Origin of the sequence: Zwartia panacis, assembly GCF_030410395.1 — a bacterium.
Classification (GTDB): Bacteria; Pseudomonadota; Gammaproteobacteria; order Burkholderiales; family Burkholderiaceae_B; genus Zwartia; species Zwartia panacis.
Window position 1 is genome coordinate 48,940 of sequence record NZ_JAUHHF010000002.1, and the last position, 26,888, is coordinate 75,827.

At 52.3% G+C, this 26,888-nt stretch carries 30 protein-coding genes; 12 read left to right on the top strand and 18 right to left on the bottom strand.

What is annotated here, in order from left to right:
- The first annotated feature begins 8 nt into the window (after positions 1–8).
- From QWY30_RS02715 to lysC, 6 genes are read left to right on the top strand one after another with little or no spacing between them, the layout of a single operon-like run.
- Positions 9–1,667, top strand: coding sequence for an RCC1 domain-containing protein (locus QWY30_RS02715; protein WP_290238026.1), 1,659 nt, complete (start codon positions 9–11; stop codon positions 1,665–1,667).
- A gap of 54 nt (positions 1,668–1,721) precedes the next feature.
- A complete protein-coding gene (locus QWY30_RS02720; protein ID WP_290238029.1) occupies positions 1,722–1,949 on the top strand; it encodes a hypothetical protein in 228 nt (75 codons plus the stop codon).
- Positions 1,946–2,458, top strand: a complete 513-nt coding sequence (locus QWY30_RS02725; RefSeq protein ID WP_290238031.1) for a glycoside hydrolase family 108 protein — start codon at positions 1,946–1,948, stop codon at positions 2,456–2,458. The genes QWY30_RS02720 and QWY30_RS02725 overlap by 4 nt, the downstream gene beginning before the upstream one ends.
- Positions 2,459–2,671, top strand: a complete 213-nt coding sequence (locus tag QWY30_RS02730; RefSeq protein WP_290238033.1) for a hypothetical protein — start codon at positions 2,459–2,461, stop codon at positions 2,669–2,671.
- Complete coding sequence (locus tag QWY30_RS02735; RefSeq protein ID WP_290238035.1) at positions 2,668–3,045, top strand: hypothetical protein; 378 nt, start codon at positions 2,668–2,670, stop codon at positions 3,043–3,045. The genes QWY30_RS02730 and QWY30_RS02735 overlap by 4 nt, the downstream gene beginning before the upstream one ends.
- Positions 2,957–3,154 (top strand): Rz1-like lysis system protein LysC, encoded by a 198-nt coding sequence (lysC, locus tag QWY30_RS15965; RefSeq protein WP_435433364.1) that lies wholly within the window; start codon positions 2,957–2,959, stop codon positions 3,152–3,154. Before QWY30_RS02735 ends, lysC begins: the two co-directional genes overlap by 89 nt.
- 150 nt (positions 3,155–3,304) lie before the next feature.
- On the opposite strand, the gene arsB is transcribed toward lysC, so the two are convergent.
- The 6 genes from arsB to QWY30_RS02765 all read right to left on the bottom strand — a co-directional run bounded on the left by arsB (position 3,305) and on the right by QWY30_RS02765 (position 8,566).
- Entirely contained in the window at positions 3,305–4,324 is a 1,020-nt protein-coding gene (gene arsB / locus QWY30_RS02740; RefSeq protein ID WP_290238037.1) for an ACR3 family arsenite efflux transporter, read from the bottom strand.
- 63 nt (positions 4,325–4,387) lie between these two features.
- Entirely contained in the window at positions 4,388–4,888 is a 501-nt protein-coding gene (locus QWY30_RS02745) for an arsenate reductase ArsC (RefSeq protein ID WP_290238039.1), read from the bottom strand.
- A 71-nt stretch (positions 4,889–4,959) separates the two neighbouring features.
- Entirely contained in the window at positions 4,960–5,280 is a 321-nt protein-coding gene (locus QWY30_RS02750) for an ArsR/SmtB family transcription factor (RefSeq protein ID WP_290238041.1), read from the bottom strand.
- 351 nt (positions 5,281–5,631) lie between these two features.
- Positions 5,632–6,234: a 3-isopropylmalate dehydratase small subunit gene (leuD, locus tag QWY30_RS02755; protein WP_290238043.1), complete on the bottom strand. Its 603-nt coding sequence runs from the start codon at positions 6,232–6,234 to the stop codon at positions 5,632–5,634.
- The gene (gene leuC / locus QWY30_RS02760; protein ID WP_290238045.1) at positions 6,231–7,664 is read right to left on the bottom strand and encodes a 3-isopropylmalate dehydratase large subunit; all 1,434 of its coding nucleotides are present in this window, start codon (positions 7,662–7,664) and stop codon (positions 6,231–6,233) included. The genes leuD and leuC overlap by 4 nt, the downstream gene beginning before the upstream one ends.
- Positions 7,661–8,566: an alpha/beta fold hydrolase gene (locus tag QWY30_RS02765; RefSeq protein ID WP_290238047.1), complete on the bottom strand. Its 906-nt coding sequence runs from the start codon at positions 8,564–8,566 to the stop codon at positions 7,661–7,663. Before QWY30_RS02765 ends, leuC begins: the two co-directional genes overlap by 4 nt.
- Before the next feature lie 107 nt (positions 8,567–8,673).
- On the opposite strand from QWY30_RS02765, the gene QWY30_RS02770 reads away from it, so the two are divergent.
- On the top strand, positions 8,674–9,606 hold the full coding sequence (locus tag QWY30_RS02770; protein WP_290238049.1) for a LysR family transcriptional regulator: 933 nt from the start codon (positions 8,674–8,676) through the stop codon (positions 9,604–9,606).
- Positions 9,607–9,623: 17 nt separating this feature from the next.
- On the opposite strand, the gene katG is transcribed toward QWY30_RS02770, so the two are convergent.
- The 5 genes from katG to QWY30_RS02795 form a co-directional block, all read right to left on the bottom strand.
- On the bottom strand, positions 9,624–11,768 hold the full coding sequence (gene katG, locus QWY30_RS02775) for a catalase/peroxidase HPI (RefSeq protein ID WP_290238051.1): 2,145 nt from the start codon (positions 11,766–11,768) through the stop codon (positions 9,624–9,626).
- 147 nt (positions 11,769–11,915) lie between these two features.
- The gene (locus tag QWY30_RS02780) at positions 11,916–12,641 is read right to left on the bottom strand and encodes a glutamine amidotransferase (RefSeq protein ID WP_290238053.1); all 726 of its coding nucleotides are present in this window, start codon (positions 12,639–12,641) and stop codon (positions 11,916–11,918) included.
- 14 nt (positions 12,642–12,655) lie between these two features.
- Complete coding sequence (locus QWY30_RS02785; protein WP_290238055.1) at positions 12,656–13,669, bottom strand: Bug family tripartite tricarboxylate transporter substrate binding protein; 1,014 nt, start codon at positions 13,667–13,669, stop codon at positions 12,656–12,658.
- A 62-nt stretch (positions 13,670–13,731) separates the two neighbouring features.
- Positions 13,732–14,898, bottom strand: a complete 1,167-nt coding sequence (gene metC, locus QWY30_RS02790) for a cystathionine beta-lyase (protein ID WP_290238057.1) — start codon at positions 14,896–14,898, stop codon at positions 13,732–13,734.
- A 51-nt stretch (positions 14,899–14,949) separates the two neighbouring features.
- Positions 14,950–15,306: a hypothetical protein gene (locus QWY30_RS02795; protein WP_290238059.1), complete on the bottom strand. Its 357-nt coding sequence runs from the start codon at positions 15,304–15,306 to the stop codon at positions 14,950–14,952.
- Between the two features lie 254 nt (positions 15,307–15,560).
- Here QWY30_RS02795 and QWY30_RS02800 point away from each other — a divergent pair, with 254 nt between their 5' ends.
- Positions 15,561–16,529, top strand: coding sequence for a Bug family tripartite tricarboxylate transporter substrate binding protein (locus QWY30_RS02800; protein WP_290238062.1), 969 nt, complete (start codon positions 15,561–15,563; stop codon positions 16,527–16,529).
- Between the two features lie 121 nt (positions 16,530–16,650).
- A complete protein-coding gene (locus QWY30_RS02805; RefSeq protein WP_290238064.1) occupies positions 16,651–17,637 on the top strand; it encodes a Bug family tripartite tricarboxylate transporter substrate binding protein in 987 nt (328 codons plus the stop codon).
- Positions 17,638–17,648: 11 nt separating this feature from the next.
- On the opposite strand, the gene QWY30_RS02810 is transcribed toward QWY30_RS02805, so the two are convergent.
- The 4 genes from QWY30_RS02810 to QWY30_RS02825 all read right to left on the bottom strand — a co-directional run bounded on the left by QWY30_RS02810 (position 17,649) and on the right by QWY30_RS02825 (position 22,382).
- Complete coding sequence (locus QWY30_RS02810) at positions 17,649–18,992, bottom strand: hypothetical protein (protein WP_290238066.1); 1,344 nt, start codon at positions 18,990–18,992, stop codon at positions 17,649–17,651.
- A 4-nt stretch (positions 18,993–18,996) separates the two neighbouring features.
- Complete coding sequence (locus tag QWY30_RS02815) at positions 18,997–20,094, bottom strand: branched-chain amino acid aminotransferase (protein ID WP_290238068.1); 1,098 nt, start codon at positions 20,092–20,094, stop codon at positions 18,997–18,999.
- 87 nt (positions 20,095–20,181) lie between these two features.
- Entirely contained in the window at positions 20,182–21,033 is an 852-nt protein-coding gene (locus tag QWY30_RS02820; RefSeq protein ID WP_290238070.1) for a PA4780 family RIO1-like protein kinase, read from the bottom strand.
- Positions 21,030–22,382, bottom strand: a complete 1,353-nt coding sequence (locus QWY30_RS02825) for an amidase (protein WP_290238072.1) — start codon at positions 22,380–22,382, stop codon at positions 21,030–21,032. The genes QWY30_RS02820 and QWY30_RS02825 overlap by 4 nt, the downstream gene beginning before the upstream one ends.
- A gap of 212 nt (positions 22,383–22,594) precedes the next feature.
- Here QWY30_RS02825 and QWY30_RS02830 point away from each other — a divergent pair, with 212 nt between their 5' ends.
- Positions 22,595–22,900, top strand: coding sequence for a high-potential iron-sulfur protein (locus QWY30_RS02830; RefSeq protein WP_290238074.1), 306 nt, complete (start codon positions 22,595–22,597; stop codon positions 22,898–22,900).
- A gap of 151 nt (positions 22,901–23,051) precedes the next feature.
- On the opposite strand, the gene QWY30_RS02835 is transcribed toward QWY30_RS02830, so the two are convergent.
- Positions 23,052–23,489, bottom strand: coding sequence for a glycine zipper 2TM domain-containing protein (locus QWY30_RS02835; RefSeq protein WP_290238076.1), 438 nt, complete (start codon positions 23,487–23,489; stop codon positions 23,052–23,054).
- A gap of 128 nt (positions 23,490–23,617) precedes the next feature.
- On the opposite strand from QWY30_RS02835, the gene QWY30_RS02840 reads away from it, so the two are divergent.
- Together QWY30_RS02840 and QWY30_RS02845 are read left to right on the top strand one after the other, a co-directional pair.
- Complete coding sequence (locus QWY30_RS02840) at positions 23,618–23,989, top strand: Rap1a/Tai family immunity protein (RefSeq protein WP_290238078.1); 372 nt, start codon at positions 23,618–23,620, stop codon at positions 23,987–23,989.
- A gap of 60 nt (positions 23,990–24,049) precedes the next feature.
- Positions 24,050–24,280 carry a YMGG-like glycine zipper-containing protein gene (locus QWY30_RS02845; RefSeq protein ID WP_290238081.1) on the top strand — a complete coding sequence of 77 codons (231 nt, stop codon included), beginning with the start codon at positions 24,050–24,052 and terminating at the stop codon, positions 24,278–24,280.
- A gap of 74 nt (positions 24,281–24,354) precedes the next feature.
- Here the strand turns inward: QWY30_RS02845 and QWY30_RS02850 are convergent, their stop codons facing one another.
- Complete coding sequence (locus QWY30_RS02850) at positions 24,355–25,605, bottom strand: LpxL/LpxP family acyltransferase (protein WP_290238083.1); 1,251 nt, start codon at positions 25,603–25,605, stop codon at positions 24,355–24,357.
- 5 nt (positions 25,606–25,610) lie between these two features.
- On the bottom strand, positions 25,611–26,888 hold the full coding sequence (locus QWY30_RS02855) for a beta-ketoacyl-[acyl-carrier-protein] synthase family protein (protein ID WP_290238085.1): 1,278 nt from the start codon (positions 26,886–26,888) through the stop codon (positions 25,611–25,613).

The window sequence follows — 26,888 nt, forward strand, 5'->3', positions numbered from 1 at the left end:
ATCGAGACATGACAACCATATCTCTTGGGAAAGTCGCCTTCACGTGGCGATCGACTTACAACGCCAGTAGCACCTATATGAAGCAAGATGTTGTTTCCTATAACGGAGACAGTTTTGTCTGCGTGCTGGATAACACGATGGGGGTGACACCCACGGACGCTTCGGCTGCCTGGGACCTCTTTGCGCAGGGAACCGCTGGGATTTCAAATAGTTCCGGGCAAATTATCTATAACAATGGCTCGGGACTCGTGGCACTGCCTGCGGGCGCACTTGGGCAAGTCTTAACGGTTGGCCCAACGGGTCTGCCTGTGTGGGCAACACCTGAAATCCGCTCCGGTACCAAGGCATTAAGGTTTCCAGAAAACACGGCCAATACCCAATCGAACCTGTACCGCACGATGGGTGTCATCATGACCGATGGGAGCGTGCGCGCTTGGGGGCAAAACTCAAATTTTAGGATTGGAGACGGAACCGAGTATTCGCGCTCTTACCCCGCGCGCGCAGCGTTTCCACCGGGCTTTCCCGGGGCATCCAAACTTTATTACACGGCACAGACTCACACCTACTGCATCGACAATAACGGTCAGCTCTGGATCTGGGGCTACAACGATTACGGGCAGTGTGCCAATGGCAACACCGCTGTGCAACGCGTGCCGTTTAACGCAAGCGCTGATTCAGCCAACTCTATTTATGGAAAAACAGTCACACAAGTAGCACTTGCGTGCGGCGAGCAAAATGCCAATAGCTCTCTGGTGCTGTGTAGTGACGGCACTGTTCACTCCTGTGGCTACAACGGTTATGGACAACTGGGTCACGGTGATACGACCTATCGTTCACGTTTTGTGCAACTGCCCGTGCTCTCTGGCATTACCCAAATTGCCGCTGGTCGCGAAGCGTATCAGTCCTGTTATGCAGTGAAAAATGATGGAACCCTTTACTCGTGGGGATATAACGGTGACGGACAATTAGGCGATGGCACGACCACCAACTCCACCATTTCCATGCCCCGATCGGGCGGATCACTCAGTGGGAAAGCAGTTGTCAAGGTGTTTGCCGGACAAAACTACGCCATGGCACTTGATAGCTTAGGCAATTTGCATGCGTGGGGAACGAACGCATACGGGCAACTTGGCAATGGCAATTACGCCCAACAGTTAACACCTGTTTTAGCGGTAGGTACTGGCGTTGCAGATGCCTACCTTGGAGGGTACGACTACCCGGTCACATACATTAAGAAAACAGACAACACACTCTGGGCATGTGGTTATGGGGAGTACTGGGCAAATGGCGTCACACCAGCAGGCACAAACTCTGCCACATTTACGCAAATCCCTCTCGGTGGAACCCTGGTCAAAGCAATCCGCGGAGGCTCAGGTACTTACAACTTTGGTGCAGCCCTACTTACCAACGGCCAAGTCAAAGTCTGGGGCTACAACGGCAACGGCGCGCTGGGAGTAGGCGACACCAACACCCGATCCTCTGTAAACATCATGCTGACGGGCAACCGTCTGGTCACAGATATCTGTGCACTAGGTACTAGTAGCCAGCAAGGTATTGCGCTACTCATGGATGACGGACAGGTCTGGCAAACGGGATACGCCGGTGGCTCTCAGTTGCCTGAAGATGATTCAGAGTCCACTTGGACGCCAATGCCTGTTGTGTTTTGAGTCAACGCGCACGACAGCTTTTTTCCCCCCTAGCCACTTCTTGTGAGGCGCAGCATGGCTGAAGAAATTACACACAAAGAGATCTATGAGCGCCTTGTCTCAGTTGAGGATAAGGTCGATCGCATTGATGAAAACACCAAAGAGGTCACCACAGCCTTTGCAGCTGCCAAAGGTGCCTTCATCGTTCTTGAACTGATCGGCAAGATTGCCAAGCCCATTCTCTGGATCGTTGGTGTCTGCTCAACAATTGCACTGCTCTGGCAGGAGTACTGGAAAAAATGATTACTTTTGATGAAGCCTTTGATCGCCTGATCTCTCACGAAGGCGGTTATAGCGATGACCCACGTGATTCAGGTAACTGGACGGGTGGCGCGCAGGGGGTCGGACAGTTAAAAGGGACCAAGTTTGGGATTGCTGCCTGCTCCTACGGCTACCTCGATATCAAGAACCTGCGCCTTGAAGATGCCAAGGCCATTTATCGGCGTGACTTTTGGGAGGTCTGTGGAGCGGCGCACCCAGCGATCAAGTTTCAAGTGTTTGATGCTTCGGTCAATCACGGTCGGGGTAATGCCATTCGCTTTTTGCAACGGGCCGTAAAAGTTGCTGATGATGGTGAGTGGGGCGTAAAGTCTCAGGCAGCGCTTGAGTCGATGGAAGCCAACGATGTCTTGTTGCGCTTTCTTGCCTATCGCCTGAAGTTTTGGGCATCACTGCAAAAGTTTGACATCTACGGACGCGGCTGGACCAATCGAGGTGCGGACAACCTTCTGTTTGCTGCCGAGGATAACTAGATGACCGAGCCCGCCGATCGGTGGCGCAATCGTAGAAAGATGGCCTGGCTCTCTATGCTTGCTGGGCTTCTTTTTCCGCTGCTTTTATTAGTGACGGAATCCGCTCAGCTCGGCCAGATTGCCACACCCTTTTATGTTTTCGTTGGAATGGTGGTGACGGCTTACATAGGTGGTGCTGTCGTCGATGATCACTGGCAACAGGAGATGAAATGATTTGGCTACTGGCAAACCGATATGTTTTGGTTGCAATTGCCCTTGTCGCGGCAACGTCGGGCCTTTGGGCCTACGGAAAGTATCAGTACCACATTGGCTACCAAGCCGCTGAAAACGTGCGCCACGTGGCCGACCTTGAGTCGTTTAAGTCCGAGTCCCTTCGCCTGCAGGGGCTCTCTCAAAACCTCGAGCTGCAGCTCACGGCGCTGCGCGAAGCTCAGCCAAAAATCATTGAAAGGTTTAACCGTGTCATCATCGAAAAGCCACTGCCTGCTGATTGCGTTATTGATTCTGACCGGCTGCGCGAGCTCAACGCCGCCATCTCGACCGCCAATACCAGCCAATCTGGCAAGTCCCTGCCCGGCGGTCGATAGTTTTACGTCGACGTCTTGGGATGAGTTGATGAAAAGCTATCTGAAGCTGGTGTTTCAGTATTCAGAGTGTGCTGGCAAACATGCTGCGGTAAGCGATGCCTGGGATTAGGTACGCTAAGGGATGATGCCTTTTAGATTTTGCGGTTTACTCAAAATTGCCTGAAACATCTTGAAGTGTAATTTTTCAAATTTTACTATTAATTATCTTGTTTGTTGGTGCCGGTGGCACACTAAGCCGTGGGCCAACAGGCCAAGCAAATCAAGCTCTTTCATACCATTGCTTAGAATTGTTCACTACATAAACCACCAACAGCATGATGGGAACTTCTATAAGCACACCCACGACGGTTGCCAGGGCGGCACCCGAATGTAAGCCAAACAAGCTAATCGCTGCTGCGACGGCAAGCTCGAAGAAATTAGAGGCACCAATCAACGCAGATGGACACGCTACGTTGTGTTTTTCGCCAAGTACACGGTTTAGCCAATACGCCAGTGCTGAGTTAAAAACAACTTGTATCAGGATGGGTACGGCGAGAAGCGCAATCACTAGTGGTTGTTTAAGAATCGCCTCGCCCTGGAACGCAAACAGCAATACTAAAGTGGCTAACAAGGCGGCGATTGACCAAGGTCCGATCGTTTCCAGTGCTGCATTAAAGACAGCCTCGCCTTTTTTGAGTAAGGCCTTACGCCAAAGCTGAGCCAGAATCACCGGCACCACAATATAAAGAACAACCGAAGTCAAAAGTGTGTCCCAAGGCACCGTGATGGCAGAGATACCAAGCAAGAGGGCAACGAGCGGTGCAAACGCAACAACCATTATTGAATCGTTTAGCGCGACTTGTGAGAGCGTAAATAATGGATCCCCACCTGTGAGCCGACTCCAAACAAACACCATTGCGGTGCAGGGAGCTGCAGCCAAGAGAATCAAGCCAGCGATGTAGCTATCGAGTTGATCAGGCGGCAAAAGGTCGGCGAATAAATGACGGATGAACAGCCAGCCCAGAAATGCCATAGAGAAGGGCTTGACGAGCCAGTTCACAAAGAGCGTGACGCCGATACCCCGGCTATGCCGACGCACTTCGCTTAAGGACGAAAAGTCCACCTTTACAAGCATCGGAATGATCATCACCCAAATCAACAACCCCACCGGTAGATTGACCTGTGCAATTTCGATTTGGGCGATCGACTGAAACACGTTTGGAAAAAGCTGACCCAGCGCAATACCCGCGACTATGCAGAGAAAGACCCAAATAGTTAGAAATCTTTCAAAAGTGCTCATCGTGTCGCCGACGGTTTTCTTGGCTCTGGTATTGGCTGTAGTCACCATTGTGCGCTATACCTCTTAAATTTTAACGGTGCCAATTGTGTCCAATTCGCGCTTTAACGAAAGACTATCAAGCTTATCAATTGGTAAAGAGGTGAACAAAGAAAGACGGCGGTGCAATATTCGGAACGCCGTAGAAAACGCCTTTCTCTTTTCCTCCTCAGTACCCTCAACGGCGGACGGCTCTTCGACGCCCCAGTGTGCAGTCATGGGTTGGCCGGGCCAGACGGGGCAAACTTCCCCGGCTGCTTTATCGCAGACCGTGAAAACAAAATCAAGCTCAGGTGCGTCTGGCTGAGCACACTCATCCCAACTCTTGCTTCGTAAGTGTTCATGAGGCAAGTCATTACTTTTAATAAGATCTAACGCGTAAGGATTTATTTTTCCCGAGGCATGGCTACCGGCGCTGTAGGCAATGAACCGGCCGTGGCCGAGGTTGTTAAGAATAGCTTCAGCCATGATGCTGCGTGCCGAGTTACCGGTGCAGATAAACAATACGTTATAAATTTTCGAGACCATTGATAGCTCCATTAGTGTGCACGAGTGTTAACGCAAATTTTGTGGTGTGAAATATCTTAGGGTTGATCTTTTTAGCCTTTGCAAGTTGTCTTCAAAACAAGGCAGAGTTCGCCCTGACAGCAATTTTCAGTCAAGTAGTCGATCAAGCTAGCCATATGATTGATGCGTGTGCTGTAAATCAGGCTTCGGCCCTCTCGGGTTTGCTCAAGTAGCCCAGCATTGAGCAGTTCTTTCAGATGGAAAGACAAGGTTGCTGGCGGTATGTCCAAGCTTTTGCCAAGCGCTCTGGGGGTCAAGCCTGAGTTGCCCACCTCGACGAGTTGGCGAAAGATGCGTAATCGGCTTGGCTGCGCTAGCGCGGCGAGTGCGGCAATTGCGTCTTTTTCTTCCATGATTCAAATAATTCCATATGTCTAGAATAATGGAATTATATTTCTGAATGATGACAAGTTGTCAGCGGTTATGCACCTTAGAGCATACGCCGAGGTCGATTTGTTTCTGCGGATCGTTGGCTCGTGCCTAAAGAGGCAATCGATGGGCCATCCACACAGAAATACTGCATCAGTTTGAATCAAGTACGTTTGATATTGCCCACCTTGAATCCTGGCGGCGAGATTTTGCTACGACTCGAGAGTAATAGGGTTAGTATCCCTCCCGCAGACCAAAAGCAAAAAATCTAAGATTTCAGCACCTCAGGCGGTTTGTGATGTTGTCAGTGTTGCCCCGCCAGCGCACAGTTCAACTCAACTGCCTAAAAAATAACGTTCCTCGAACTCCCTGATTTCCTGTGAGTAACTGAGCGTCATCCCCACGGCATCCAGCCCTTTCATCAGCATATCGCGTTGCCACGGATCGAGATTGATACCCAATGCAACGCCATCCCCGAATGAAGTCACAGTTTCTGTCGCCAAATCAACCTGAATTTCGCATCGGTCAGGATGTTGGACGAGCGCCATCAAACGATCAATTTCCTCGACTGGCAAACTGAGTGCCACCACGCCATTACGCAAACAGTTATCGCTAAAAATTCCCCCAAAACTCGTACCCAGAAACCCACGGATACCGAGCTCCCTGAGCCCCCATACCGCATGCTCTCGACTTGAACCGCAACCAAAGTTCGGTCCCACGATTAAAAAGCGGGCATCAGACCAAGGCGGCTGGTTCAACACAAAATCGGGGCGAGGTTGACATGAAGAGTCAAAACGAAGTTCATACAGAGCACCTTTGGACAACCCATGACGATCAATGCCGCGTAAAAACTGTTTGGGCATGATCTGGTCTGTGTCCAAATTTGGGAGCGGTAACGCTGCCGCAAAACCCTTGACGCTGACAAATGCTTCCATCATGGCACCCGCTTAGTTAAGAGCTTGCGTACATCCGTCAAGGCACCTTTGATCGCCGCTGCGGCCACCATGGCAGGACTCATCAAATGGGTGCGGGCGCCGGGACCTTGGCGACTCTCGAAATTACGATTTGTACTTGAGGCACATCGATCACCTGGCGAGAGGTGATCGTCGTTCATGGCTACGCACATCGAACAACCTGATTGACGCCACTCAAAACCGGCCGTTTTAAAGATGCGATCCAAACCCTCGGCTTCCGCCTGAGCGCGCACCGTGGAGGATCCTGGCACGACCAAGGCACGTACATGCGGAGCGACACGATGACCTCGCAAAACTTCTGCGGCTGCGCGCAAATCATCCATCCTACTATTCGTGCAGGATCCGATGAATGCATGACTGATGGGCAAACCGTCGAGGCGCTGACCGGGTTCAAGCGCCATATATTTCAATGCGCGCTCCATGCTGCTGCGACGCGTCAGATTTGCTTCATGTTGTGGATCAGGCACCACTCCATCGATCGCAACGCCTTGATCAGGACTCGTCCCCCACGTGACTCGGGGCAACAAGTTTGACGCATCAAACTCCACCTCTTGATCAAACACAGCCCCGGGCTGACTGCGAAGCTCCCGCCATCGTGCGACACTGAGATCCCATTGCGCGTCAGTCGGCACGCGAGGCTTTCCATGCAAATAGTTAAACAAACGATCATCCGGTGCCACAATACCGCCGCGCGCGGCGGCTTCCACGGCCATATTGCATAGAGTCAGACGTCCTTCGACATCCATCTGCTCGATGGCCGACCCCTGAAACTCAATCACATGACCTTGTGCGCCATCCGCACCAATGCGTGCAATCAACGCGAGAACGACGTCCTTGGCGCTCAAGCCCTGCGCCAGTCTTCCACGAACGGTCACGCGCATATTTTTCTGTGGACGATAGACGAGCGTTTGCGTCGCTAACAAATGTTCGATCTCGCTGCTGCCGATTCCAAATCCAAGCGCCCCCATCGCACCATGCGAGGTCGTGTGGCTATCCCCTGCCGCAATCACCATGCCAGGCAAGACAAAACCCTGCTCGCTCACGACGACGTGCTCAATACCCTGTCGAGGATCGAGCATATCGATGCATTCGATACCATAGCGTTTGCAGTTTTCAGCAAGCAAACTCACCTGACGGGCGCGCGCTTCGTCAACAATACGCATGGTGACCGCCGTCCTGAGCGGTGTCGTCGCATTGACATGGTCCACGACGGCAAGATGCGCTTCTGGCCTCCAAACAGGACGATCTTGCGCACGCAAGGCAGCAAAGGCCTGCGGGCTTGTATATTCGTTCAGGACTTGCCTGTCTATGTAGAGCAAGATCTGACCGCTGTTGCCGATATGTCGGACGGTGTGCGCGTCGACGATATGCTGGTACAGGGTTCGAGCGCTCATGAGTCTGAGCCCAAACCAGGCTGGCTAAAAAATGTATTCAGCTCCTGAAATGTTTGCTCAGGGGCCTGCTCGGTAGGGTAGTGGCCGCAAGTCAACTCAGCCATGCGCACGATGTTCGCACAATACTTTGGCCATTCCACGCGTGGATCATGATGATGCGCGGTGTGACTTTTCGCACCCCACAACACAAGCGCAGGCGGTTGCACTTTGCGACCCGCTTCAAAGTCAGCCGTATCCATGGGTAAATCAATCTTGAAGGCGGCTCTGTAATCCTCACAGACACTATGAATATTCTGAGGCGTACACACGCGGATGTACTCGAGTATTTCCGTTTCCGTGAACCCGCCCTTGCCAGGCCCCTGCTTCATCAGTTTGTCGCGGATGTAAAACTCCTCATGGCCTCGCAATAACGTTTCCGGAAAACCTTTACGTTGTGCCATGAACCACCAGTGATAGAGGTCCATCGCCATTTGAGCCTGAATATCTTTGAATACACAGTGCGTAGGCAAAATATCCAGAAATGCCACACGGGTGACTTTCTCGGGATGGTCCATCGCCAGGCGAAACGCGGTACGCGCACCGCGGTCGTGACCAGCGACTGCGAATCGTTCAAAACCGAGTTGCTGCATGACTTCGACTTGGTCTTGCGCCATGCGACGAAACGAATAATTACTGTGATCAGGCAGCCCCTCGGGTTTACTGCTATCTCCATACCCACGCAGATCAGTCGTGACAACGGTAAATTTTTCAGCCAAACCAGGTGCGATACGGTCCCAGCTCATCTGAGTCAATGGATTACCGTGTAACAACAATAATGGTGGACCCGAACCTCGTTTACGCCCAATGATGCTCACGCCTGGGTCAGACGTAGGGAGGAAAAAGTTTTCAACAAAGTCGGACATATGAGTCTCACTCAATACAAACAAGACCAACAATAACGTCTCATTACAGTTTTAACAATTGCGATTATCAGTTTGAATTGTGTGGATTAATCACATAAACTTTACGGATGGATATCGGTACCCACCTCAACTATCGCCTCCTGCACAATTTTGTTCAGGTGGCACAGTCATCAACCTTCAGAGACGCCTCCGGAAAGATTCATCGATCAACCTCGGTCGTGAGCGCCCAAATCAAGCAACTTGAACAACAAATCGGTGCCAAACTTTTTCATCGAACCACACGAAGCGTCGCACTCACCCCGGAGGGAGAACTTCTGCTGCAAGCCGTGCGCAATGGATTTCGTGAAATCGAGTCTGGACTGAGACAACTGCAGGAAACTCTTGATCTGCGGATCGGCCGCATTACAGTCGCCTCATCACCCATCATGGCTGCCACGCTGTTGCCGCCGTTGTTAGCGGAGTTCGAATCACACCATCCCAGCATTCGCATTTTGGTGCGCGAGCTGACACCATCTGAAATCGCCAACAGCATTAAAAATGGAGAGGCTGACTTTGGGATTGGTCCGCGCCCCGAAGACAAGGACCTGTCCTTTCAACCTCTTTTACAAGAAGAGGTCATGGCGCTCGTGCCAAAGAAATTTAAGTCCGGTGCCGCGGAGACGATCAGCTTGCGCGAGCTGTCACGCATCCCGACTTTGCAATTAAGTCAGGCGACAGCCCTCAGAAGTATCTTGCAAAAAGCTGCCGATCAACACGGCATCGAGCTCATACCAAAGTACGAAAGCACACAAGCCCAAACACTCATCGCCATGGCCGATGAAGAACTTGGCGCTGCGATATTGCCAGCCTCGATCATGCCAGCCCGTCCAGACAAGCGCGTGCAGGCATTACGTATCGTTCAACCAACGTTGAAACCTCCGATCGGATTGATCCAGTCACCTTTACGCGCGTTGTCTCCTGCTGCGGCAAGGCTTGCGGCCTTGAGCCTTAAAAAATTCGATGCAAAGTCATTGAGGCCAGCTTTAAACCGGTCTCAATGACTGACTCAAACAATCATTCAAACATCAAAGCGATCTGCGTTCATGACTTTTGTCCATGCTGCGATAAAGTCCAGAACGAATTTCTCTTTATTGTCATCCTGCGCATAGACTTCTGCATAAGAGCGTAAGACCGAATTTGAACCGAAAACCAGATCGACGCGTGTTGCTGTCCATTTGGTTTTGCCGGTCTTGCGTTCGACGATATCGTAACTATTGCGACCCGTGGGCTTCCACGAGAAAGCCATATCGGTCAGATTGACAAAAAAGTCATTTGTCAGAGCGCCTTCTCGCTCCGTCAAGACACCGTGTTTCGTTGCGCCATAGTTCGTACCCAAGACGCGCATACCACCGACCAGGACTGTCATTTCCTGCGCAGTCAATCCCATGAGTTGGGTGCGATCGAGCATGAGCTCTTCTACAGTGACTGCATAGTGCTGCTTGCACCAGTTGCGATAGCCATCATGGATCGGCTCGAGGACATCGAACGACTCCACATCAGTTTGCTCTGGTGTTGCGTCGCCACGGCCTGGCGTAAACGGGACTGTTACGACGTGACCCGCAGCCCGAGCGGCCTGTTCAATGCCTACGTTGCCCGCCAAAACAATCACATCGGCAATACTTGCGCCAGTGTCTTTGGCGATGACTTCCAGTACACCAAGGACTTTCGCCAAACGCTTCGGTTCATTTCCCTCCCAGTCTTTCTGGGGTGCCAAACGAATACGTGCACCATTTGCGCCACCGCGTTTATCCGAGCCCCGGAAGGTACGTGCGCTATCCCAGGCTGTTGCGACCATCTCGCTGATAGACAATCCACTCGCGGCAATCTTTGTCTTGACTGCATTGACATCGTAGCTCTTGTTGCCTGCGGGGACGGGATCTTGCCAGATCAAATCCTCTTTTGGCACTTCGGGTCCGATGTAGCGCGTCTTGGGTCCCAAATCACGGTGCGTAAGTTTGAACCAGGCACGTGCGAACACCTCAGCAAAATACGCAGGATCTTGATAAAAACGCTCAGAAATTTTGCGATACTCAGGATCCATTTTCATGGCCATATCCGCATCGGTCATCATCGGCTTCACGCGGATCGATGGATCCTCGACATCCACGGGTTTGTCTTCTTCCTTGATGTCGATGGGTGCCCACTGCCAGGCACCCGCCGGGCTTTTTGTCAGCTCCCACTCATGGTTCAACAACATGTGAAAGTACCCGTTATCCCATTGCGTAGGATGCGTGGTCCACGCACCTTCGATTCCACTTGTCACCGTGTCACGACCCACGCCTCGGGAGGTGTGATTGATCCAGCCAAGACCTTGCTCCTCGACATCAGCGCCTTCCGGCGCGGGTCCCAGGTTTGCTGCGCTGCCATTTCCGTGCGCCTTTCCAACCGTATGACCACCCGCGGTCAGTGCGACAGTTTCCTCATCATTCATGGCCATCCGCTTGAATGTCAAACGGATATCTTGTGCTGTACGCAATGGATCAGGCTGACCATTCACGCCCTCGGGATTCACATAGATAAGCCCCATTTGGACCGCGGCGAGTGGATTTTCGAGAGAGGCACGGTTGTCACCATCGTAACGACTGGAGCCCAGCCATTCTTTCTCAGCACCCCAGTAAATATCGAGTTCAGGTGCCCAGATATCCTCGCGACCAAAAGCAAATCCAAACGTTTTAAAACCCATTGATTCATAGGCAACGTTGCCAGCCAGAATCATCAGATCCGCCCAGCTCAACTTATTCCCGTATTTCTTTTTGATCGGCCATAACAAGCGACGCGCTTTATCCAGATTGCCATTGTCAGGCCATGAATTCAATGGTGCAAAACGTTGATTGCCCGTACCGGCTCCACCACGACCATCTGCGATTCGATAGGTGCCCGCCGAGTGCCAGGCCATACGGATCATCAGGCCACCATAGTGGCCCCAATCTGCGGGCCACCATTCCTGACTATCGGTCATCAGCGCAGTGAGGTCTTTTTTGAGGGCTGCGACGTCAAGCTTTTTGACCTCTTCGCGATAATTGAAACCTTTGAGCGGATGGGTCTTTGTGTCATGCTGGTGCAAAATTTCCAGCTTCAGTGCATTGGGCCACCACGCCATAGGAGACTGACTTTCGGTGGTATTACCTCCGTGCATCACGGGGCATTTCGCTTGATTCGACATGATTGACTCCTTAATCTGCTGAATCCTTAGATTAAAGCTATTCGAAACATAATCCTAATTGTTTTTATTGATTTGGATCATAGTCAGAACAACGCATGAACTGTACTTGACAATCATACGCCTCGCAGTCGAAATACAAGGAAGTTTTTATCGTGTGAAGGCTTGACGCAAGAATGCTTGCATCAAGCGGTGTGCCTCATGAGCTGGTTTGAGTTGCTGCACAATCTCCTCAACATCCAGTCCATTTCGACGTAAGGCGTCAGCGCGTCTGGTGACACAAGCTTTCATCAGAGGCGGGGTGAACTCTGGATGAAACTGCACGGAAAAAGCCGTGGGTCCATAACGCAAAATCTGGTGAGGATCGTGGTCTGAGTGTGCCAAGACCACTGCACCGGGTGGCGGTGACACCACGGTTTGCTCATGAGACAAATTTGCTTCGAAGCTTTGGGGGAAAGTCGACAGCAAGGGATCTTGGAGAGCGGCGTCAGTTAATGTGACGGTTTTTAAACCAATTTCTCTGCCCCGAGGGTGATAATCGACGTGCCCGCCCAAGGCATCGGCCATCAACTGATGACCGTAGCAGACACCCAGCATATGTTTACCAGTTGGCAACACTTCAAGAATCCATTTTTTGGTGATCTCGCTCCAATCCTCCCGATCAGTCACCATTGACCACGAACCACTCAGGATCGCGAGGTCGAAATCCTCCACATTTGGCAAAGTTTGTCCATCCGCAGGGCTGACAACAGCGATCTCAACATTTTCCGAGGCAAGCGCACGCTTGAACCACTCGCCCTGATCACCAAACACCCGAGAAATATCCTCGGGTGCCCGCCCCATCTGGATCACCACAACCCTGCAGCGTGAAGTCATATTGTTCAGACCCTTTAATCGACTTTGAGACCTGCAGCTTTAACGACTGCGCCCCAATCAGCGATCTCCTTGTCGACCGTTTGAATAAAATCCGATCGAGCACTTGCCACGACTTGAGAACCACTTTGATTGACCTTCAGTTTCATCTCAGCGGACGCCATGGCTTTGCGAACTGCTGCCTCAAGGTAACGCACACGATCTGTAGGCGTCCCTTTTGGAACAAATACACCATACCAGTCCGTCACCCTCATATCCTTGATGCCTTGATCCTCAAGGGTCGCTACACCTTTAAACACACCTAGAAGGTCGCTATTGGTCGAGGCAATGACGCGTAACTTCCCGCTTGCAACCAGTCCTTCCACGGATGACGGTGATGTGACCACCATGGCAACCTGACCACCCATCAAATCGGTCACCGCAGGACCCGCGCCCTTATAAGGAATATGTGTGAGCTGTAGCTTTTCCTGCGTGGCCATTCTCGATGTGGTCAGATGCGACAGCGTTCCGTTACCTGGAGTCGCGAAGGTCAATGTGCCAGGTTTGGCGCGCGCATCCGCAATGTAATCCTTCATCGTTTGATAGGGGCTATCGGCACGGACGACAAACACGACCGGTGCGCTCGTCAATTGGGAAAGAGGCTCAAAATCCTCCTTGGGCTTAAAGCCGGCATTCGCGTACAGCGCTGGATTGACACCAATGATGCTAGTTTGCGAAGTGAGAATGGTGTAGCCATCAGGTTTGGCCCTTGCAACCGAAGAGGTTCCAAGATTTCCGCCTGCCCCGCCTCTGTTTTCAACCACGACTGGTTGCCCCACAATCGGCGCCAGCTCTGCCGCGAGCAATCGGGAAATCTTGTCATTCCCTCCTCCCGGTGGAAAAGGCGAAACGATTGTGATGGTCTGTTTAGGAAAATCAGCCAAAGGCTTGAGTTCCTGTGCATGACTCTTCGTCACAATGGCACAGGCCAAAAGAGCCGCTGAAAATATGCCAAAACCCACGTGATGCGTCTGTCTTTTGAAATCGATCATTGCTTGTCTCCGATGCTTATATTCATCTTCATATTTCGATTTAAAAATAATTGTTATTTTTTTTAAAGGTGTAATGTTTTAAAAGCCTGGTCTAAATCCTCAATCAAATCATCCGAATCCTCTAATCCGATGTGCAACCTCACCACGACACCTCTCTGACTCCAATCACTCAAGACCCGGGTACTGGCAAGATCAGCAGGAATCACCAAGCTTTCAAAACCACCCCAGGAAGCGCCTAATCCGAACATGGACAACGCATCGATCATACGCTCGACAGCATCCCGGGAATGCTCACGCTGGAGTTCAAAAGATACAAGACCATTACTCCCCGAACAATATTTTTTCCAAAGCTCATGATTGGTATCGCTTTCAAGCTCAGGAAAGAAAACGTGACGAATCTCTGGTCGCGTCGATAACCACTTTGCAACTTTCAAAGCACCCTCGCCATGCGCTTTGAGACGCAGAGGCATCGTACGCAATCCCCTCAGTGCGAGAAACGCATCATCAGGACTTGTGGTTTGTCCCAGACCCACCACTGATTTCTGAAGCGCTTGCCAGGTACGTTTGTTTGCAACCGCCGCCCCCATCATCACATCCGAATGACCACCGACATATTTTGTGGTGGCCATCACCGAGATATCGGCGCCCAGCATGAGCGGCTGATACAGCCATCCTGAGCCCCAGGTATTGTCCGCGACGATCACCAGATCGCGGCCAGCGACCAGCTTGGCAATTTGCGGCAGGTCAACCATGTCGTAGGTCATGGTGCCGGGTGCTTCGACATACAGGACACGTGTATTGGGACGAAGCTGGCTGTTGATGTCACTGCCATCTGGAGCATAAAAAGAATACTCAATGCCAAAACCCGCTAATTGATGTTTGCAAAAATTACGGACAGGTTCGTAAACAGCGTCGCTGAGTAACAAATGATCGCCAGGCTTCAAAAATGCCAAGAGCGTAGCCGCAATCGCAGCTTGACCCGTCGGGAATAAAAAACACCGATATCCCTGTTCGAGCTCAACAAGCGCATCCTCAAGCGCGTGTCCCGTATCGTTTCCACGAGCGCCATACGAGGGCAAGCGCTCAAGATCTCTGCGTGCCCGCGTATCTTTCCAGTCTGCGACTGTTTTAAAAACATATGTGCTGGCCCGAGTGGGGGGTACATTGACCCAACCGCTTTTGGGTCGCCCAGAACGCAACAGTTGGGTGATTCGCTTTTTATTTCTCATACATTACCTTGAGCCCTTGAGCGTCCATGCCGAAGGTAATGTTAGCTTTCTTTACCCGTTTGAGGAACGCGCCACCCTCTCAATAATTCCCTCGACCCGAGGACTCAAGGACTTTTGATGAACGCCACAGCGCTCGAGCTCTTTGACCAGACCGAGATAATCTCCGTAGTATTTCATAAATAATTTGTGAGAGATCTCTATGGACATCGCCTCATCATGAAGCGCGCCAAAAGGGGGGCGGGTTTTTTGAAGCTCCTCCCAGGCAAAGTCCACATAACGCTGCAACGTCGCACACGACTCATCATAACGAGAGACGACATCAGCTGCCGACAGGTGACTGAAATCGGTCACGGCCACTTGTTCGAGGGATGAACGTAAACGAAATTTGGATAGAAGGTTTTTAAGCACGCACGAGTTCCATGCACATCAGTTAAGTAATTTTTGGGACGGCATTTTACTTAGAGAATAACCTTAACCAAGCCGCACCCCCACCCCGTTTTTATACGTAGGCACAATGGCGTACGAAGATTGCAACTCCTGATAAAAATGCCGAAATACGCAGTATTTTCATCACAAGGCATGCATGTCTTTACATAGGGGGACACGCGAGATCTAATTGGCTGATACACGTTAGTCGGTGTACGCTCATCTGTGGAGACCTTATGAAAATCAAACAATTCCTTGCAGCGCTTGCGGCGATCTGTCTGACAAGCATCGCTGCTGCACAGTCTTATCCGAACAAACCCATCAAAATCGTCGTGCCCTATCCCGCAGGCGGAAATGCAGACATTACTGGCCGCGTTCTTGCCAAAAAAATGTCCGAGATCCTCAATGTAGCGGTTGTGGTGGAAAACAGAGCTGGTGCAAATGGCGGGATCGGGACAGATGCTGTCGCCAAAGCTGCGCCAGATGGCTACACACTCTTGCTTGCTGCAAGTGGCCCCATCGTGATCAATCCGGTGCTCTACGCAAAAGTCCCCTACGATCCGATCAAAGATTTACGTCCCATCAGTCAAGTACTGACGTTTCAATATGTCTTGGTGGTTCCCACGACATCTTCGATTAAAAGCATTCAGGATATCGTGACACAAGCGCGTCAGCAGCCTGGCAAGTTGAGCTACGGCTCGACAGGCATTGGAGGTGGCGGTCATCTTGCAGGCGAAATGTTTGCCATGCTGAGCAATACCCAATTCAATCACGCACCTTATAAAGGAAGTGCGCCCGCACTCGTGGATCTGATGGGCGGTCAACTCACATTCACTTTCGATACCGTTCTAACCGCTTCACCCTTGATCAAGGACAATCGTCTGCGTGCATTTGCAGTCTCTGGCCCCAAGCGGGCGAGCTCATTGCCAGAGGTCCCCACCATGGCCGAGGCCGGCTTCAAAGACTTTGACGTGACGCAGTTTGTTGGACTATTCGCCCCCGCAAAAACAGATACTGCCATTATCCAAAAGCTCAACGATGCCGTCGTCCAGGCCGTTAAAGATCCAGAAGTCATTCAGGCTTTGCAAACCAAGGGGGGCAATGATCTTGTCGGTAACTCACCAGAAGAGTTTGCCACGATCATCAGTCGCGAACTCAAAATGTACGACGCCTTAATCCAGAAAGCCAAAATCAAACAAGAGTGACGATATCCAAGCTTGCCTTCAGATCGTCCAACGAACGATTCTCAGGCATGAAACTTGCTTAAGATTTATTCACCCCCATCATCGGGGATAGGATTTCATTCAAAATTTTTAAGGAATGCGTGTGAAAGTTTTATCGAAAATTTTTAAACTGACGCTGGCTAGCTTTGCGCTGTCATCCGCGCTCACCGCGACGGCTACCGCTCAAGATGCTTATCCCTCCAAACCCATCAAAGTCGTTGTTCCGTTTCCTGCCGGTGGTGCCACTGACATCCTGACCCGTGCGATCACAGAAAAACTTGCGCAACGCATCGGTCAATCTGTCATCATTGAAAATAGACCCGGTGCGGGTGCCAATATTGGTGCAGCGACAGTTGCCAAAGCTGCTCCGGATGGCTACACCTTGCTGATGGGCTCGATCGGCTCGCATTCGATCTCGGTGACTTACCATAAAGACCCAGGTTACAGCTTTCAAAAAGATCTGCTGCCGATCTCCATGGCAGGTACGCTGAGTAACATCGTAGTAGTTGGCAACGAAGTGCCGGCAAAGAATCTGGCTGAATTGGTCGCCTACGCCAAAGCCAATCCAGGCAAGCTGAGTTGTGGCTCCTCAGGGACTGGTGGACTCATCCACTTGACTTGCGAAATGTTCAAATCAGCCGCAGGCATCGATGTGCTGCACGTCCCCTACAAAGGCACCTCTTTATTGATGCCAGACCTCATCTCGGGTCGCGTGACCATGGCGCTCGACACACTGCCTCCATATTTGTCCATGCTCAAGGACAAGAAAGTCCGGGCTCTGGCCATCACGACCGCCAAGCGCTCACCTTTGGTACCCGATGTACCAACAGTCGCGGAGTCCGGGTATCCCGGATTTGAGTCGGTGGCAAGCTATGGCTTTTTCGCTCCGGCAGGAACGCCCAAAGCAATCGTCGACAAGTTGAACAAAGAAATCAACGTTGTCTTACTTGATCCGCAACTTAAGGAAAAACTGCTGGCTCAAGGCATTGAGATCGAGGGCAGCACACCTGAAGCACTACAAGCATTTGTCAAGGGTGAAATTGACAAGTGGGCACGCGTGATCAAGACCAGCAACATCAAGCCCGAGTAACACTCAGTTTTTCAAGCTGAGCGACTCTGCATCGTGGAGTCGCTCTTTTTATTTCTGGCCAGCAATACAAGAGGTGGCAATACAAGTAGCCAGGCAATACGCGTCTGATAACGATAATGCGGCTTAGACAACGCACCCGTTGCGAAAGCATTTGCCAACAAACCAATCCAGACCATCATAATCAACGCGAGCACCGTCCAATCGCGTCTGCGCCAGGCCTGTAACAGGAGATTGATGCTCCATAAAAAGCCTATCACCACAGCAACGGCCCCAGTCGCGCTCACAAAGGATACGCGCTCGAGCATTGTTCCCTGTACTTGCCTGGATTGGTTGTACCGCTCCAGCTCAGCGGGTGTGAAAAACTTTTCGATGCTTTTCGCGACAGTGAGATCAAGCCAATCAGAGTTGACCGTATCCCCGAGCTTGACCATCCAAAGCTGAGTCGCCGTATTTTGTATGGCAGACCACAGTACCGGGAGTGGTCTGTGACGGACAGTCAGTGCCACAATTTCAGATGCCTCAGGCGCCAGACCAATCGGGCCACCAGGATGACTCCATACTGGACCATTCGCATCCCACATGAATGAGTCGCTGTCTTGAGCCAGACGCTCCGTCCATGCACATAAATGCCAGGATTTCTCAGGGCAGTATTTCTCCAGGATACTTTTAACGTTACCGTCCGCTGACATACGCGCCAGCATGAATACTGAACCAAAAGGAGAAACGGCAACCTTGTTGAAGGCATAAATGGTCGTTCCAACAAGAGCCGCCAGAGCCAACACGAGAGGGATCAGCGCATAAAGCAGACGGCGCCATTTCAGCATCAGCACCACGAGTAGTGAAGCTGCCGCAATCACAAGATGTGAAAGATGCACGGAGATGGCGAGTGCTCCAACCAAACTGATCCAAACCGTCATAGCCCGACTGAGCTTGGTCGAAAAGCCCAGCACGAATATGCTCAACACCACCATGCCAGAAAAAATATCCGGCATGACGAGGGAGACAAACCAGGAGGCGCCCGTTAAAAGCGATACAGCGAAACAAATCAGTAGATGTCGAACAGCTGATGCGGGACGAACAGCTTGTTGTGTCAACCAGATGAGCTGTGAAAGGAGGATGCCTTGAACGAGAACCACACCCCAAAGAGATTGCCAGGCATGAAAGGGAAGCATCCAGGGGCCGTAAATGAACGGCTTGTCCCAGTTAAAGTGGCCGGGAGTGGGCTGAGTGATAAAGACATGGGTATCGCTGTAGAGCAGCGGGTAGCCATTCCAGAGGGCGGGCCAAACAAAGAGCACGCCCCCGCACAAAACGGCCAGAAGGTTCAGGACACGGGAGGACTTGAAAAAGTCCACGCGCCTAGACCAACCGCTTGAGCCAACCGTGGCGATCAGGTAACCGTCCGTACTGAATATCAGTGAGCTCTTGGCGTAATGCCATGGTCAGCTTGCCGGCAGGTGCGGACTCATCGCCGGCGATAAACCCACGACCTTTGAGGGCGGCGATTGGCGCAACCACTGCCGCAGTCCCGCAAGCGAATGCTTCGGTAAACTCACCCGAAGCCATTCCCTGGCGCCACTCGTCAATTGAAATCTTGCGTTCTTCGACTTTGTGGCCACGGTCTTTTGCGAGCTGGATGATGCTCGCACGCGTCACACCCTCGAGGATGCTACCAGTCAACTCGGGCGTCACGAGCGTTCCGTCTTTTTTGACCAGGAAAATATTCATCCCGCCCAATTCCTCAAGATACTTGCCTTCTTGAGCGTCGAGGAACAGAACTTGGGAACAACCGTTTGCATAGGCTTCTTGCTGTGGCAACAAAGAAGCGGCGTAATTACCACCGCATTTTGCCGCGCCTGTTCCACCATGCGCCGCACGTGAATAATCCTCGACCAACCAGATGGAAACTGGGGCGACTCCTTTGGCGAAATAAGGACCTACAGGACTTGCGATGACGTAGTACGCTGCTTTTTGCGCCGCACGAACACCTAGAAAGTTTTCATTGGCAATGCTGAAAGGGCGCAAGTAGAGACAGGTCTCTGGTGCCGACGGCACCCAGAGAGCATCCATGGTCACGAGTTGTTTAATGGATTCCAAAAATAGTTCGGTGGGTAACTCAGGCAACGCGAGCCGATGGGCGGAGCGTTGCATGCGGGCCGCATTTTGTTCCGCGCGAAAGGACCAAATTGAACCATCCGCATGTCGATAGGCCTTCAGACCCTCGAAAATTTCCTGAGCGTAATGCAGCACTGAAGCAGCCGGGTCAAGAGAAAGCGGACCATACGCCTTGACCTGCGGGTCATACCAACCCTTCTCGACGGTCCAGTCGATCGAGACCATGTGATCCGTGAAATATTTACCAAAGCCGGGATTCGCCAAAATGGCTTCGCGCTCAGCTGTCGAGCGAGGATGCGATGAGCGTATTGCCTTGAAAACCAGAGGTGTGTTCGCAGTCATGGAATGAATCGAGTGGTTGGAATGATAGAGGTTGATTATAGCCACGCCCGAGCGCTTGAGCGGGCCGATGGCAAGCATTCGTAGCGCTTAGTCCTGACGCTCTTGCAAACGTCTCAAAAGCGCCTCTTGTTCGCGCCGGGTTTCTTCGATTTCATGCATCAGCCCTGCCATATCCACTGGGGTGGTATCCGCCTCAAATTGGCCAGTCAGGGCATATTCAGGGGTCAACTCCCCTGCTTCGTAGAGCTTCCAGATTTCTTTGCCAAAATCCGTGGCCAGCAACTCCGGGGCGAATTGCCCAAAGTACACCGCCAGGTTCTGAACATCCCGCAACAACATGGGACGGGCCTCATTGTTACCGGCCGCGTCAACGGCCTGAGGTAAATCGATAATGACCGGGCCGTCCGCAGCCATCAGAATGTTGTATTCAGAAAGATCACCATGAATGATGCCGGCGCACAACATGCGAACGACCTGATTGATCAGATAGGCGTGACATTCGCGCGCACGCTCCGGTGTCAACTCGACATCATTGAGACGAGGCGCCACATCACCCTCAGCGTCGGTCACAAGCTCCATCAGCAACACACCATCGGTGCAAATGTAGGGCTGCGGGACTCGGACACCCGCATTGGCCAAGCGAAACAGTGCGTCCACTTCGGCATTTTGCCAAAGTTCTTCTTGCATCTGCCGCCCGTAACGCGTGCCCTTTTCCATCGCACGCGCCTGACGGCTATTTTTGACCTTGCGACCCTCAGTGTAGGAAACCGCGTTTTTAAAGCTGCGCTGTTTCGCGTCTTTATAGACCTTGGCGCAACGGATCGAGTCCCCACTGCGCACAACATACACAGTCGCCTCTTTACCACTCATCAATTGGCTCAGCACTTCATCCACGAGCCCCTCTTCCACGAGGGGTTTGAGCCTCTGAGGAACTTTCATCGGTGCGCACGCAAGGCGTCTTCGACCGCCAAAGCGACTGCCGACAATCGTGCATCGTCTCCATGCACAGACGACAACATGAGTCCCACAGGTAACTCATCATCGCGATGGCAAGGCAAACTATATGAACAGCCATCAAGCAAATTGATGATGAATGTATTGCGAAGCATCTGGCCATTGGCTTTGAAAAAAACCTCATCGGAGGCGACGAGTTTTTCAATCTCCGGGGCCACCGCTGGAACGGTCGGACACAAGAGCGCGTCATAACCTTCCATGGCACGCTCCACGCTGGCAATCCAGGCACGTCGCTTGTCCAGCAAGGCAATGTATTGCTGCGCCGTGACAGACGCCCCCATCATCACGCGAGCTGCTACGCGCTGATCAAACTGGGCCTGTGCGCGCGCCAAACGCTCATGGTGCACAGCGTAAGCCTCGATCGGGGAGAGTCCGCCGGGCGAATTCACCTTGGGGATATCTGCGAACTCAGTCAGCGCAATCTCAATAATCTGCGCGCCCGCCTCGGACAATATCGACAAACTGCGATCGAAGGCCTGAGAGACGGTTTTATCCAGCCCATCGAGCACAACCGTTTGCGGGACGGCCAAACGCATTCCCGTGAGAGGACGGCGACGCACGGGCAACATGGCACCAGAGAGCACGGCATCGACAGTGATGCAATCCTGAACACTTCTGGTCATCGCGCAGACGGTGTCTAGCGAACGTGAAAGTTCGAGCGCGCCTTCCAGGGGCACCCGATTTTGCGTGCTCTTAAAGCCCACAATGCCGCATAACGCTGCGGGAATGCGAATCGAGCCTCCCGTATCGGAACCCAGACCTGCGACCGACAACCCGAGCGCGACTGAAACGCCAGCACCCGACGAGGAACCACCTGGAATACGCGCCACATTCGAATCGGAAGGATTGACGGGCGTACCATAGTGAGGATTGATACCGATGCCTGAAAAAGCGAACTCAGTCATGTTGGTCTTGCCGACAATGGCAGCGCCTGCGCTACGCAGCCTTGCGACGACCGGAGCATCCTGTTTCTGTGGTGGTTCACCCTGACACACGATTGAACCGGCCATTGTGGTTTCCCCGGCGACCCCATAGAGATCCTTGATGGAAACGGGCAAACCCGCCAAGGCAGGCTGGACCACACCCGCTTTTTGGGCCGCATCGGCAGCGCGGGCCGCCGCAAGTGCAGCCTCCGGATACAACTTTGTAAAGACACTTTTAGCAGCCGGCTGCGCAGCCGCTTCGAGAGCACCCGAAACAAGTGCCTCGCGAGTGGTCTCACCTCGCGCCAAACGCTGATTTAACTGGTCAATTGTTTCTTGAATATAGATCATCAGAAAGACTCTTTGTTGAGGGCGCCTGCGCGCGAAGCTAATCCGACAATGTAAGGAACAACAGCTCTCGGGGTCAAGCAAGCTTTTGCGGACTGTTTGACCTACGCCCGACTATCCCCTATCGAAACAGGTCTATTCAGGCTCCCGTCCTGCCGGAAGGGGATAAAATGAAATGTGCATCGTTGGGATGCAACCTCATACAGGATACGACTATGCAATCATCACGTCGCCAGTTCATCATCTACTCGACAGCCGGCCTAGCCTCCCTCACGATGGCAAGCCAGGCGCAGGCACAGGCCATGCTGGGCGAAGCTGAGCCAACAGCCGTTGCTTTGGGCTACAAGGCTGACGCCAAGACAGTCGACAAGGCAAAATTTCCCAAATATGCTGACGGTCAGCTTTGTTCGAATTGCCAACTGTACGCCAGCAAATCGGCTGATGCCGGCACCTGTACCATCTTCCCAGGCAAATTGGTTGCCGGTCCGGGCTGGTGCAACGCCTACATCAAAAAGGCTTAACGCCTAGCATTTAAGTGAAGTTGAGTCAGTCAACTGAGTCAGTCAAGTTCGTCAATTTCACTTGAATCATTAAAAAAAGCTGCAACAGGAAACTGTTGCAGCTTTTTCACTTTACCCGAATTCACAAGCCGCAATAGCCGGCTCGAGTCATTTACTGGGCAACGACACGTGCTTCTGTGCCAGAACCTTCGATATAAACCTTCTGACCCACGCGCAAATTGCTGGTAGGCTGAGTCACGCTGACCAAGACACCGCCGCTCGTGCGAACGAAAATCTGCTGACCCTCGACTGGTTTGTCGTAGTGTTTCTGGATTTCATTACCCGCCACCGCACCGCCGATTGCGCCGAGCACCATCGCCACTGTCTTACCTGTGCCCGCACCGATCAGGGCGCCAATCCCGAGACCGCCCAAGCCACCCACCACTGCGCCCACGCCAGTTTCATGACTGCTCTTAATCTGAGCGGCATTAATCTGCTCAATCACGCCAGAGCGAATTTCCATCGGGGCACTGGGTCCTGTCGGCGCGCACGCAACCAGTCCGATCGTAACCAAAAGTGATAGCGCAATTTTAGAAATCTGTCTTAACATGTCCATTCTCATTAAATTTGTTAATCTTTGTAAAAAGATGCAGTTGGAGTGTAACGCCAAGCTGGTCATTTTGACTATCTCATGTCGTATCAAAGCACTTTCAACCTCTTCACCTTCAGGAGACTGATATGAAATTGACCTTTGCCGCAGCAGGAGCCTGTGTGGTGTTGTTGAGTGCAACAGCCCCCGCGCAGGCACAAGTTCCTCGTGCCTCAACAACGACACAAGAGTATGTCGCCATGTGCGCCAAAACAACCGATGTATCGGCACAAAACTTTTGCCATGGTTTCGGGCAAGGTGTGTATGAAACTTATTTGATCACTCGCCATCCAAAGAAAGCCCCACCATTCATTTGCGGGGAAAACTCCAAGAGCACTCGCCAGGATTACATTAACGGTTTCATTAAGTGGTCTGCCTCCAATCCTAAATTCAATCAAATGTCGGCTGCCGACACGATTTTGCGTTATCTGGCTGAAACCTTGCCATGTAAAAAAGGCTAATACGTACTTAAGCCTTTGAGCACAATATCGTTTGAATTCAAGCACTTTAGGAGCTTTATCATGAAAAGAACGCTACTCGCACTTCCTCTTGTTGCCGCACTGACCCTGACGGGCTGTTCGGGCATGACAACCACACAGCAACGTGAACTCTCCGGTGGCGCAATCGGTGCCGCGGCAGGTGCCGGCATCACTGCAATCGCGGGTGGGAATCCGATTTGGGGCGCGATCGGCGGTGCCGCAGTCGGCGCTGTTGGTGGTTTTCTCTATGACAAACATGAACAGGGCCAATAAGTCCTGATTGTTTTGTCAAGGATGCTCCCCAGGCACTAGACTGGGGCAGATATCCAGTTTTGCTCAAAGCCCCGCTATCTACGGGGCTTTTGATTTTTCCAGCGACGGTGCACCCACCACCATTGCTCAGGATGCCGAACGATGGAGAGCTCAATGGCCTGGTTATAGGCTCGGGTATTTTTGATGATTTCCTGACCGACATCGTCATCAAGCAGCGGCTTGAGCGGCGCGAAAAATTTAAGGACATGCGTACCGTCGGGCTCTCGCCACGAAGCGGCAGGGATGACGGGTGCGCCGGTCGCCATGGCAATCACAGCCATGCTTTTATAGGTGCCCGCCGCTTGCCCAAAAAACTCGACTTCGATGCCTTCAGGTCGGCGTGCGTATTGATCAAAAGGAAACACGATCGCATCACCGGCCTCAATGGTCGAGACGATTTCTTCGAGCGATCCGCGCCGACCGACCACTCCAAAACCCGCCTGATTAAAACGTCTGGTGAGCAAGTCACTCAACCATTTGGGTTTGATCGGGCGTCTGAGAAAATGAATCCGCCCTTTGACCTGCGGAAAGTGCTCGATTCCCGCAACGGTGGAAACTTCGAAATTTCCAAAATGTCCGGTCAGAATCAAGATTCCCCGACCGGCTTCGAAAGCCTCGATCATCCCCGGAACACCCTCGACACGAACGATAGATTTTTTACGTGCCGCCGATAAAAATCGAAACTGGATAAGCTCTTTGAGTAGCTTGAGCAAATGGCCGTAGTGCGCCTGGGCTAGCAAGTCTATTTGAGAGGCCTCTACATTGGCGCCATACACGCGATTGAGGTTTTCTAAAATCACTTTGCGGCGATACGGTAACCAGCGGAAAATAAAACGACCGCCCCAGGATGGCTTGATCGTGCGCTGAATACGCAAAGCGACAGCTGTTGCCGTCGTTTCGCTATGTGTGAGTGATATTTTGATTTCGGCCACAAGGTGGCGCCCAAGCACGATTTCAGCTGCGGGCGTCACAGATATATGAGGAGCCCCATATTCATCCTTGACGACGGAGAAATCCATCGCAGTGATGGTGTTCAAAGCCGTCTCGCGTGGAAAGAGCTTCAGACAAGCTTCTTTTGCCGCGAATCGCGCGGCCAGACTAGCGATGCGGCCAGGCCCCTGTCCAGCATCCTCAATCTCTTGATGCGAGAATAGCTTGTCGAGCTCGCCCGACATGGCCTCAACCAGACGCGCGACCCGCGCAATTTCAACGGTGTCGACTGCGCAACGATCGGGTGCAGTATCGCTGACAGCCTCAGCAGCAGACAGGTGATTAGGTGTGGTCACGCCATTCAACGCGCGCGCGCAGCGCGCAGCAAGACAGCGGCATTTGTGCCTGCAAAACCTCTGCACAACACCAAGACTACATCACTACGCGCGGGACGATTTTCTTTGCTGACATTGAGACCTGCGCAGGCAGGTGCGAGCTTGTCGAGCGTTGCGATACCTGGCACAACATTACGACTGCAGGCCTCCAGCCCTAAAGCCACATCGATGGCGCCAGAAGCTGCAAAGAGGTGACCAATCGACCACTTGAAACCAGTGACGGGGGGCATGTCAGAACCAAATACGCGCAGAAGCGCAGCGGCCTCTGAACTGTCTGAGCCCTTTGTGCCATTGGCATGCGCAACGATCATGCCGACATCGGCAGGTTTCAAACCAGCATCGGCCAATGCACACTCGATCGCACGACTCAAACCATCTCCATCTGTGCGCACATCAAAGATGCCCTCGCCCTCAGATGCGTCACCGCCACCGAGATATTCGCCCAACACCTTGGCACCACGTTCTTGGGCGGAAGCTTCTGTTTCCAGGACGAGCGAAGCTGCACCCTCACCCAGCAAGCAGCCATCATGGCGCTCATCGTAGGGACGCAACAAATCATTTGAAATCAGGCCGACTTTGTCGAGATAAAGAAGCGTTTGAGGTTCGATCGGCGCATCGTGTCCAATAGCCACGACGCGTTGTGCATCGCCCTCACGCAACGCCCAAGCACTCTCGATCACGGAGAGCACGCCACTCGTGGTGTGGTTAGTGATGCAACCGTTGGGGCCTTTGAGCTGGTTACGAATACTCACATGGCAAAGCACGTTGTTCGGCAAAGAACGCAGGAGCCACATGGGATTGACCATGTTCGACAACTCTTGGCCGAACTTGGGCAAACTCCCACCCGTCTCAGCCATCAAGGGGAAAAAATCATAGTTGACTTCAAACGCGCCACCACCAGATCCAACGTAACAGCCTGTCTGGTCTGCATAGTCATTTGCGGCTGACTCATCCAGCGTTTCGCGCCAGGCCGGCAACCCTGCCTGCTCAATCGCCTGGGTACCCGCGTAAATACCAAATACATCGGAACGTCTGACCAGCTTGAGCAACTTGCGATCGCCCAGCAATTTGCCGCCGTTGTAGTCCTTGACCTCAGCGGCCAGCTTGCCCACCCAGGTCTGGGCATCCCAGGCTGAAATGGGAGCCAGAGCAGATTGGCCCTCAAGCAATGCATCCACAATGCTGGCTGGATCTTGGCCTGCGCCACAAATCGCACTATTTCCGGTGATTACGATACGGGTCAT

Bases quoted from the DNA above. Each gene is read 5' to 3' on its own strand.
- QWY30_RS02720 (WP_290238029.1), top strand. From the start codon at position 1,722: ATGGCTGAAGAAATTACACACAAAGAGATCTATGAGCGCCTTGTCTCA.
- katG (WP_290238051.1), bottom strand. From the start codon at position 11,768: ATGTCGAATCAAGCGAAATGCCCCGTGATGCACGGAGGTAATACCACC.
- leuD (WP_290238043.1), bottom strand. From the start codon at position 6,234: ATGATGGAAGCATTTGTCAGCGTCAAGGGTTTTGCGGCAGCGTTACCG.
- QWY30_RS02725 (WP_290238031.1), top strand. From the start codon at position 1,946: ATGATTACTTTTGATGAAGCCTTTGATCGCCTGATCTCTCACGAAGGC.
- QWY30_RS02750 (WP_290238041.1), bottom strand. From the start codon at position 5,280: ATGGAAGAAAAAGACGCAATTGCCGCACTCGCCGCGCTAGCGCAGCCA.
- QWY30_RS02785 (WP_290238055.1), bottom strand. From the start codon at position 13,669: ATGATCGATTTCAAAAGACAGACGCATCACGTGGGTTTTGGCATATTT.
- QWY30_RS02780 (WP_290238053.1), bottom strand. From the start codon at position 12,641: ATGACTTCACGCTGCAGGGTTGTGGTGATCCAGATGGGGCGGGCACCC.
- QWY30_RS02765 (WP_290238047.1), bottom strand. From the start codon at position 8,566: ATGTCCGACTTTGTTGAAAACTTTTTCCTCCCTACGTCTGACCCAGGC.
- QWY30_RS02800 (WP_290238062.1), top strand. From the start codon at position 15,561: ATGAAAATCAAACAATTCCTTGCAGCGCTTGCGGCGATCTGTCTGACA.
- QWY30_RS02815 (WP_290238068.1), bottom strand. From the start codon at position 20,094: ATGACTGCGAACACACCTCTGGTTTTCAAGGCAATACGCTCATCGCAT.
- QWY30_RS02820 (WP_290238070.1), bottom strand. From the start codon at position 21,033: ATGAAAGTTCCTCAGAGGCTCAAACCCCTCGTGGAAGAGGGGCTCGTG.
- leuC (WP_290238045.1), bottom strand. From the start codon at position 7,664: ATGAGCGCTCGAACCCTGTACCAGCATATCGTCGACGCGCACACCGTC.
- QWY30_RS02730 (WP_290238033.1), top strand. From the start codon at position 2,459: ATGACCGAGCCCGCCGATCGGTGGCGCAATCGTAGAAAGATGGCCTGG.
- QWY30_RS02845 (WP_290238081.1), top strand. From the start codon at position 24,050: ATGAAAAGAACGCTACTCGCACTTCCTCTTGTTGCCGCACTGACCCTG.
- QWY30_RS02745 (WP_290238039.1), bottom strand. From the start codon at position 4,888: ATGGTCTCGAAAATTTATAACGTATTGTTTATCTGCACCGGTAACTCG.
- arsB (WP_290238037.1), bottom strand. From the start codon at position 4,324: ATGAGCACTTTTGAAAGATTTCTAACTATTTGGGTCTTTCTCTGCATA.
- QWY30_RS02835 (WP_290238076.1), bottom strand. From the start codon at position 23,489: ATGTTAAGACAGATTTCTAAAATTGCGCTATCACTTTTGGTTACGATC.
- QWY30_RS02735 (WP_290238035.1), top strand. From the start codon at position 2,668: ATGATTTGGCTACTGGCAAACCGATATGTTTTGGTTGCAATTGCCCTT.
- QWY30_RS02830 (WP_290238074.1), top strand. From the start codon at position 22,595: ATGCAATCATCACGTCGCCAGTTCATCATCTACTCGACAGCCGGCCTA.
- QWY30_RS02770 (WP_290238049.1), top strand. From the start codon at position 8,674: ATGGATATCGGTACCCACCTCAACTATCGCCTCCTGCACAATTTTGTT.
- QWY30_RS02825 (WP_290238072.1), bottom strand. From the start codon at position 22,382: ATGATCTATATTCAAGAAACAATTGACCAGTTAAATCAGCGTTTGGCG.
- QWY30_RS02715 (WP_290238026.1), top strand. From the start codon at position 9: ATGACAACCATATCTCTTGGGAAAGTCGCCTTCACGTGGCGATCGACT.
- QWY30_RS02840 (WP_290238078.1), top strand. From the start codon at position 23,618: ATGAAATTGACCTTTGCCGCAGCAGGAGCCTGTGTGGTGTTGTTGAGT.
- QWY30_RS02855 (WP_290238085.1), bottom strand. From the start codon at position 26,888: ATGACCCGTATCGTAATCACCGGAAATAGTGCGATTTGTGGCGCAGGC.
- metC (WP_290238057.1), bottom strand. From the start codon at position 14,898: ATGAGAAATAAAAAGCGAATCACCCAACTGTTGCGTTCTGGGCGACCC.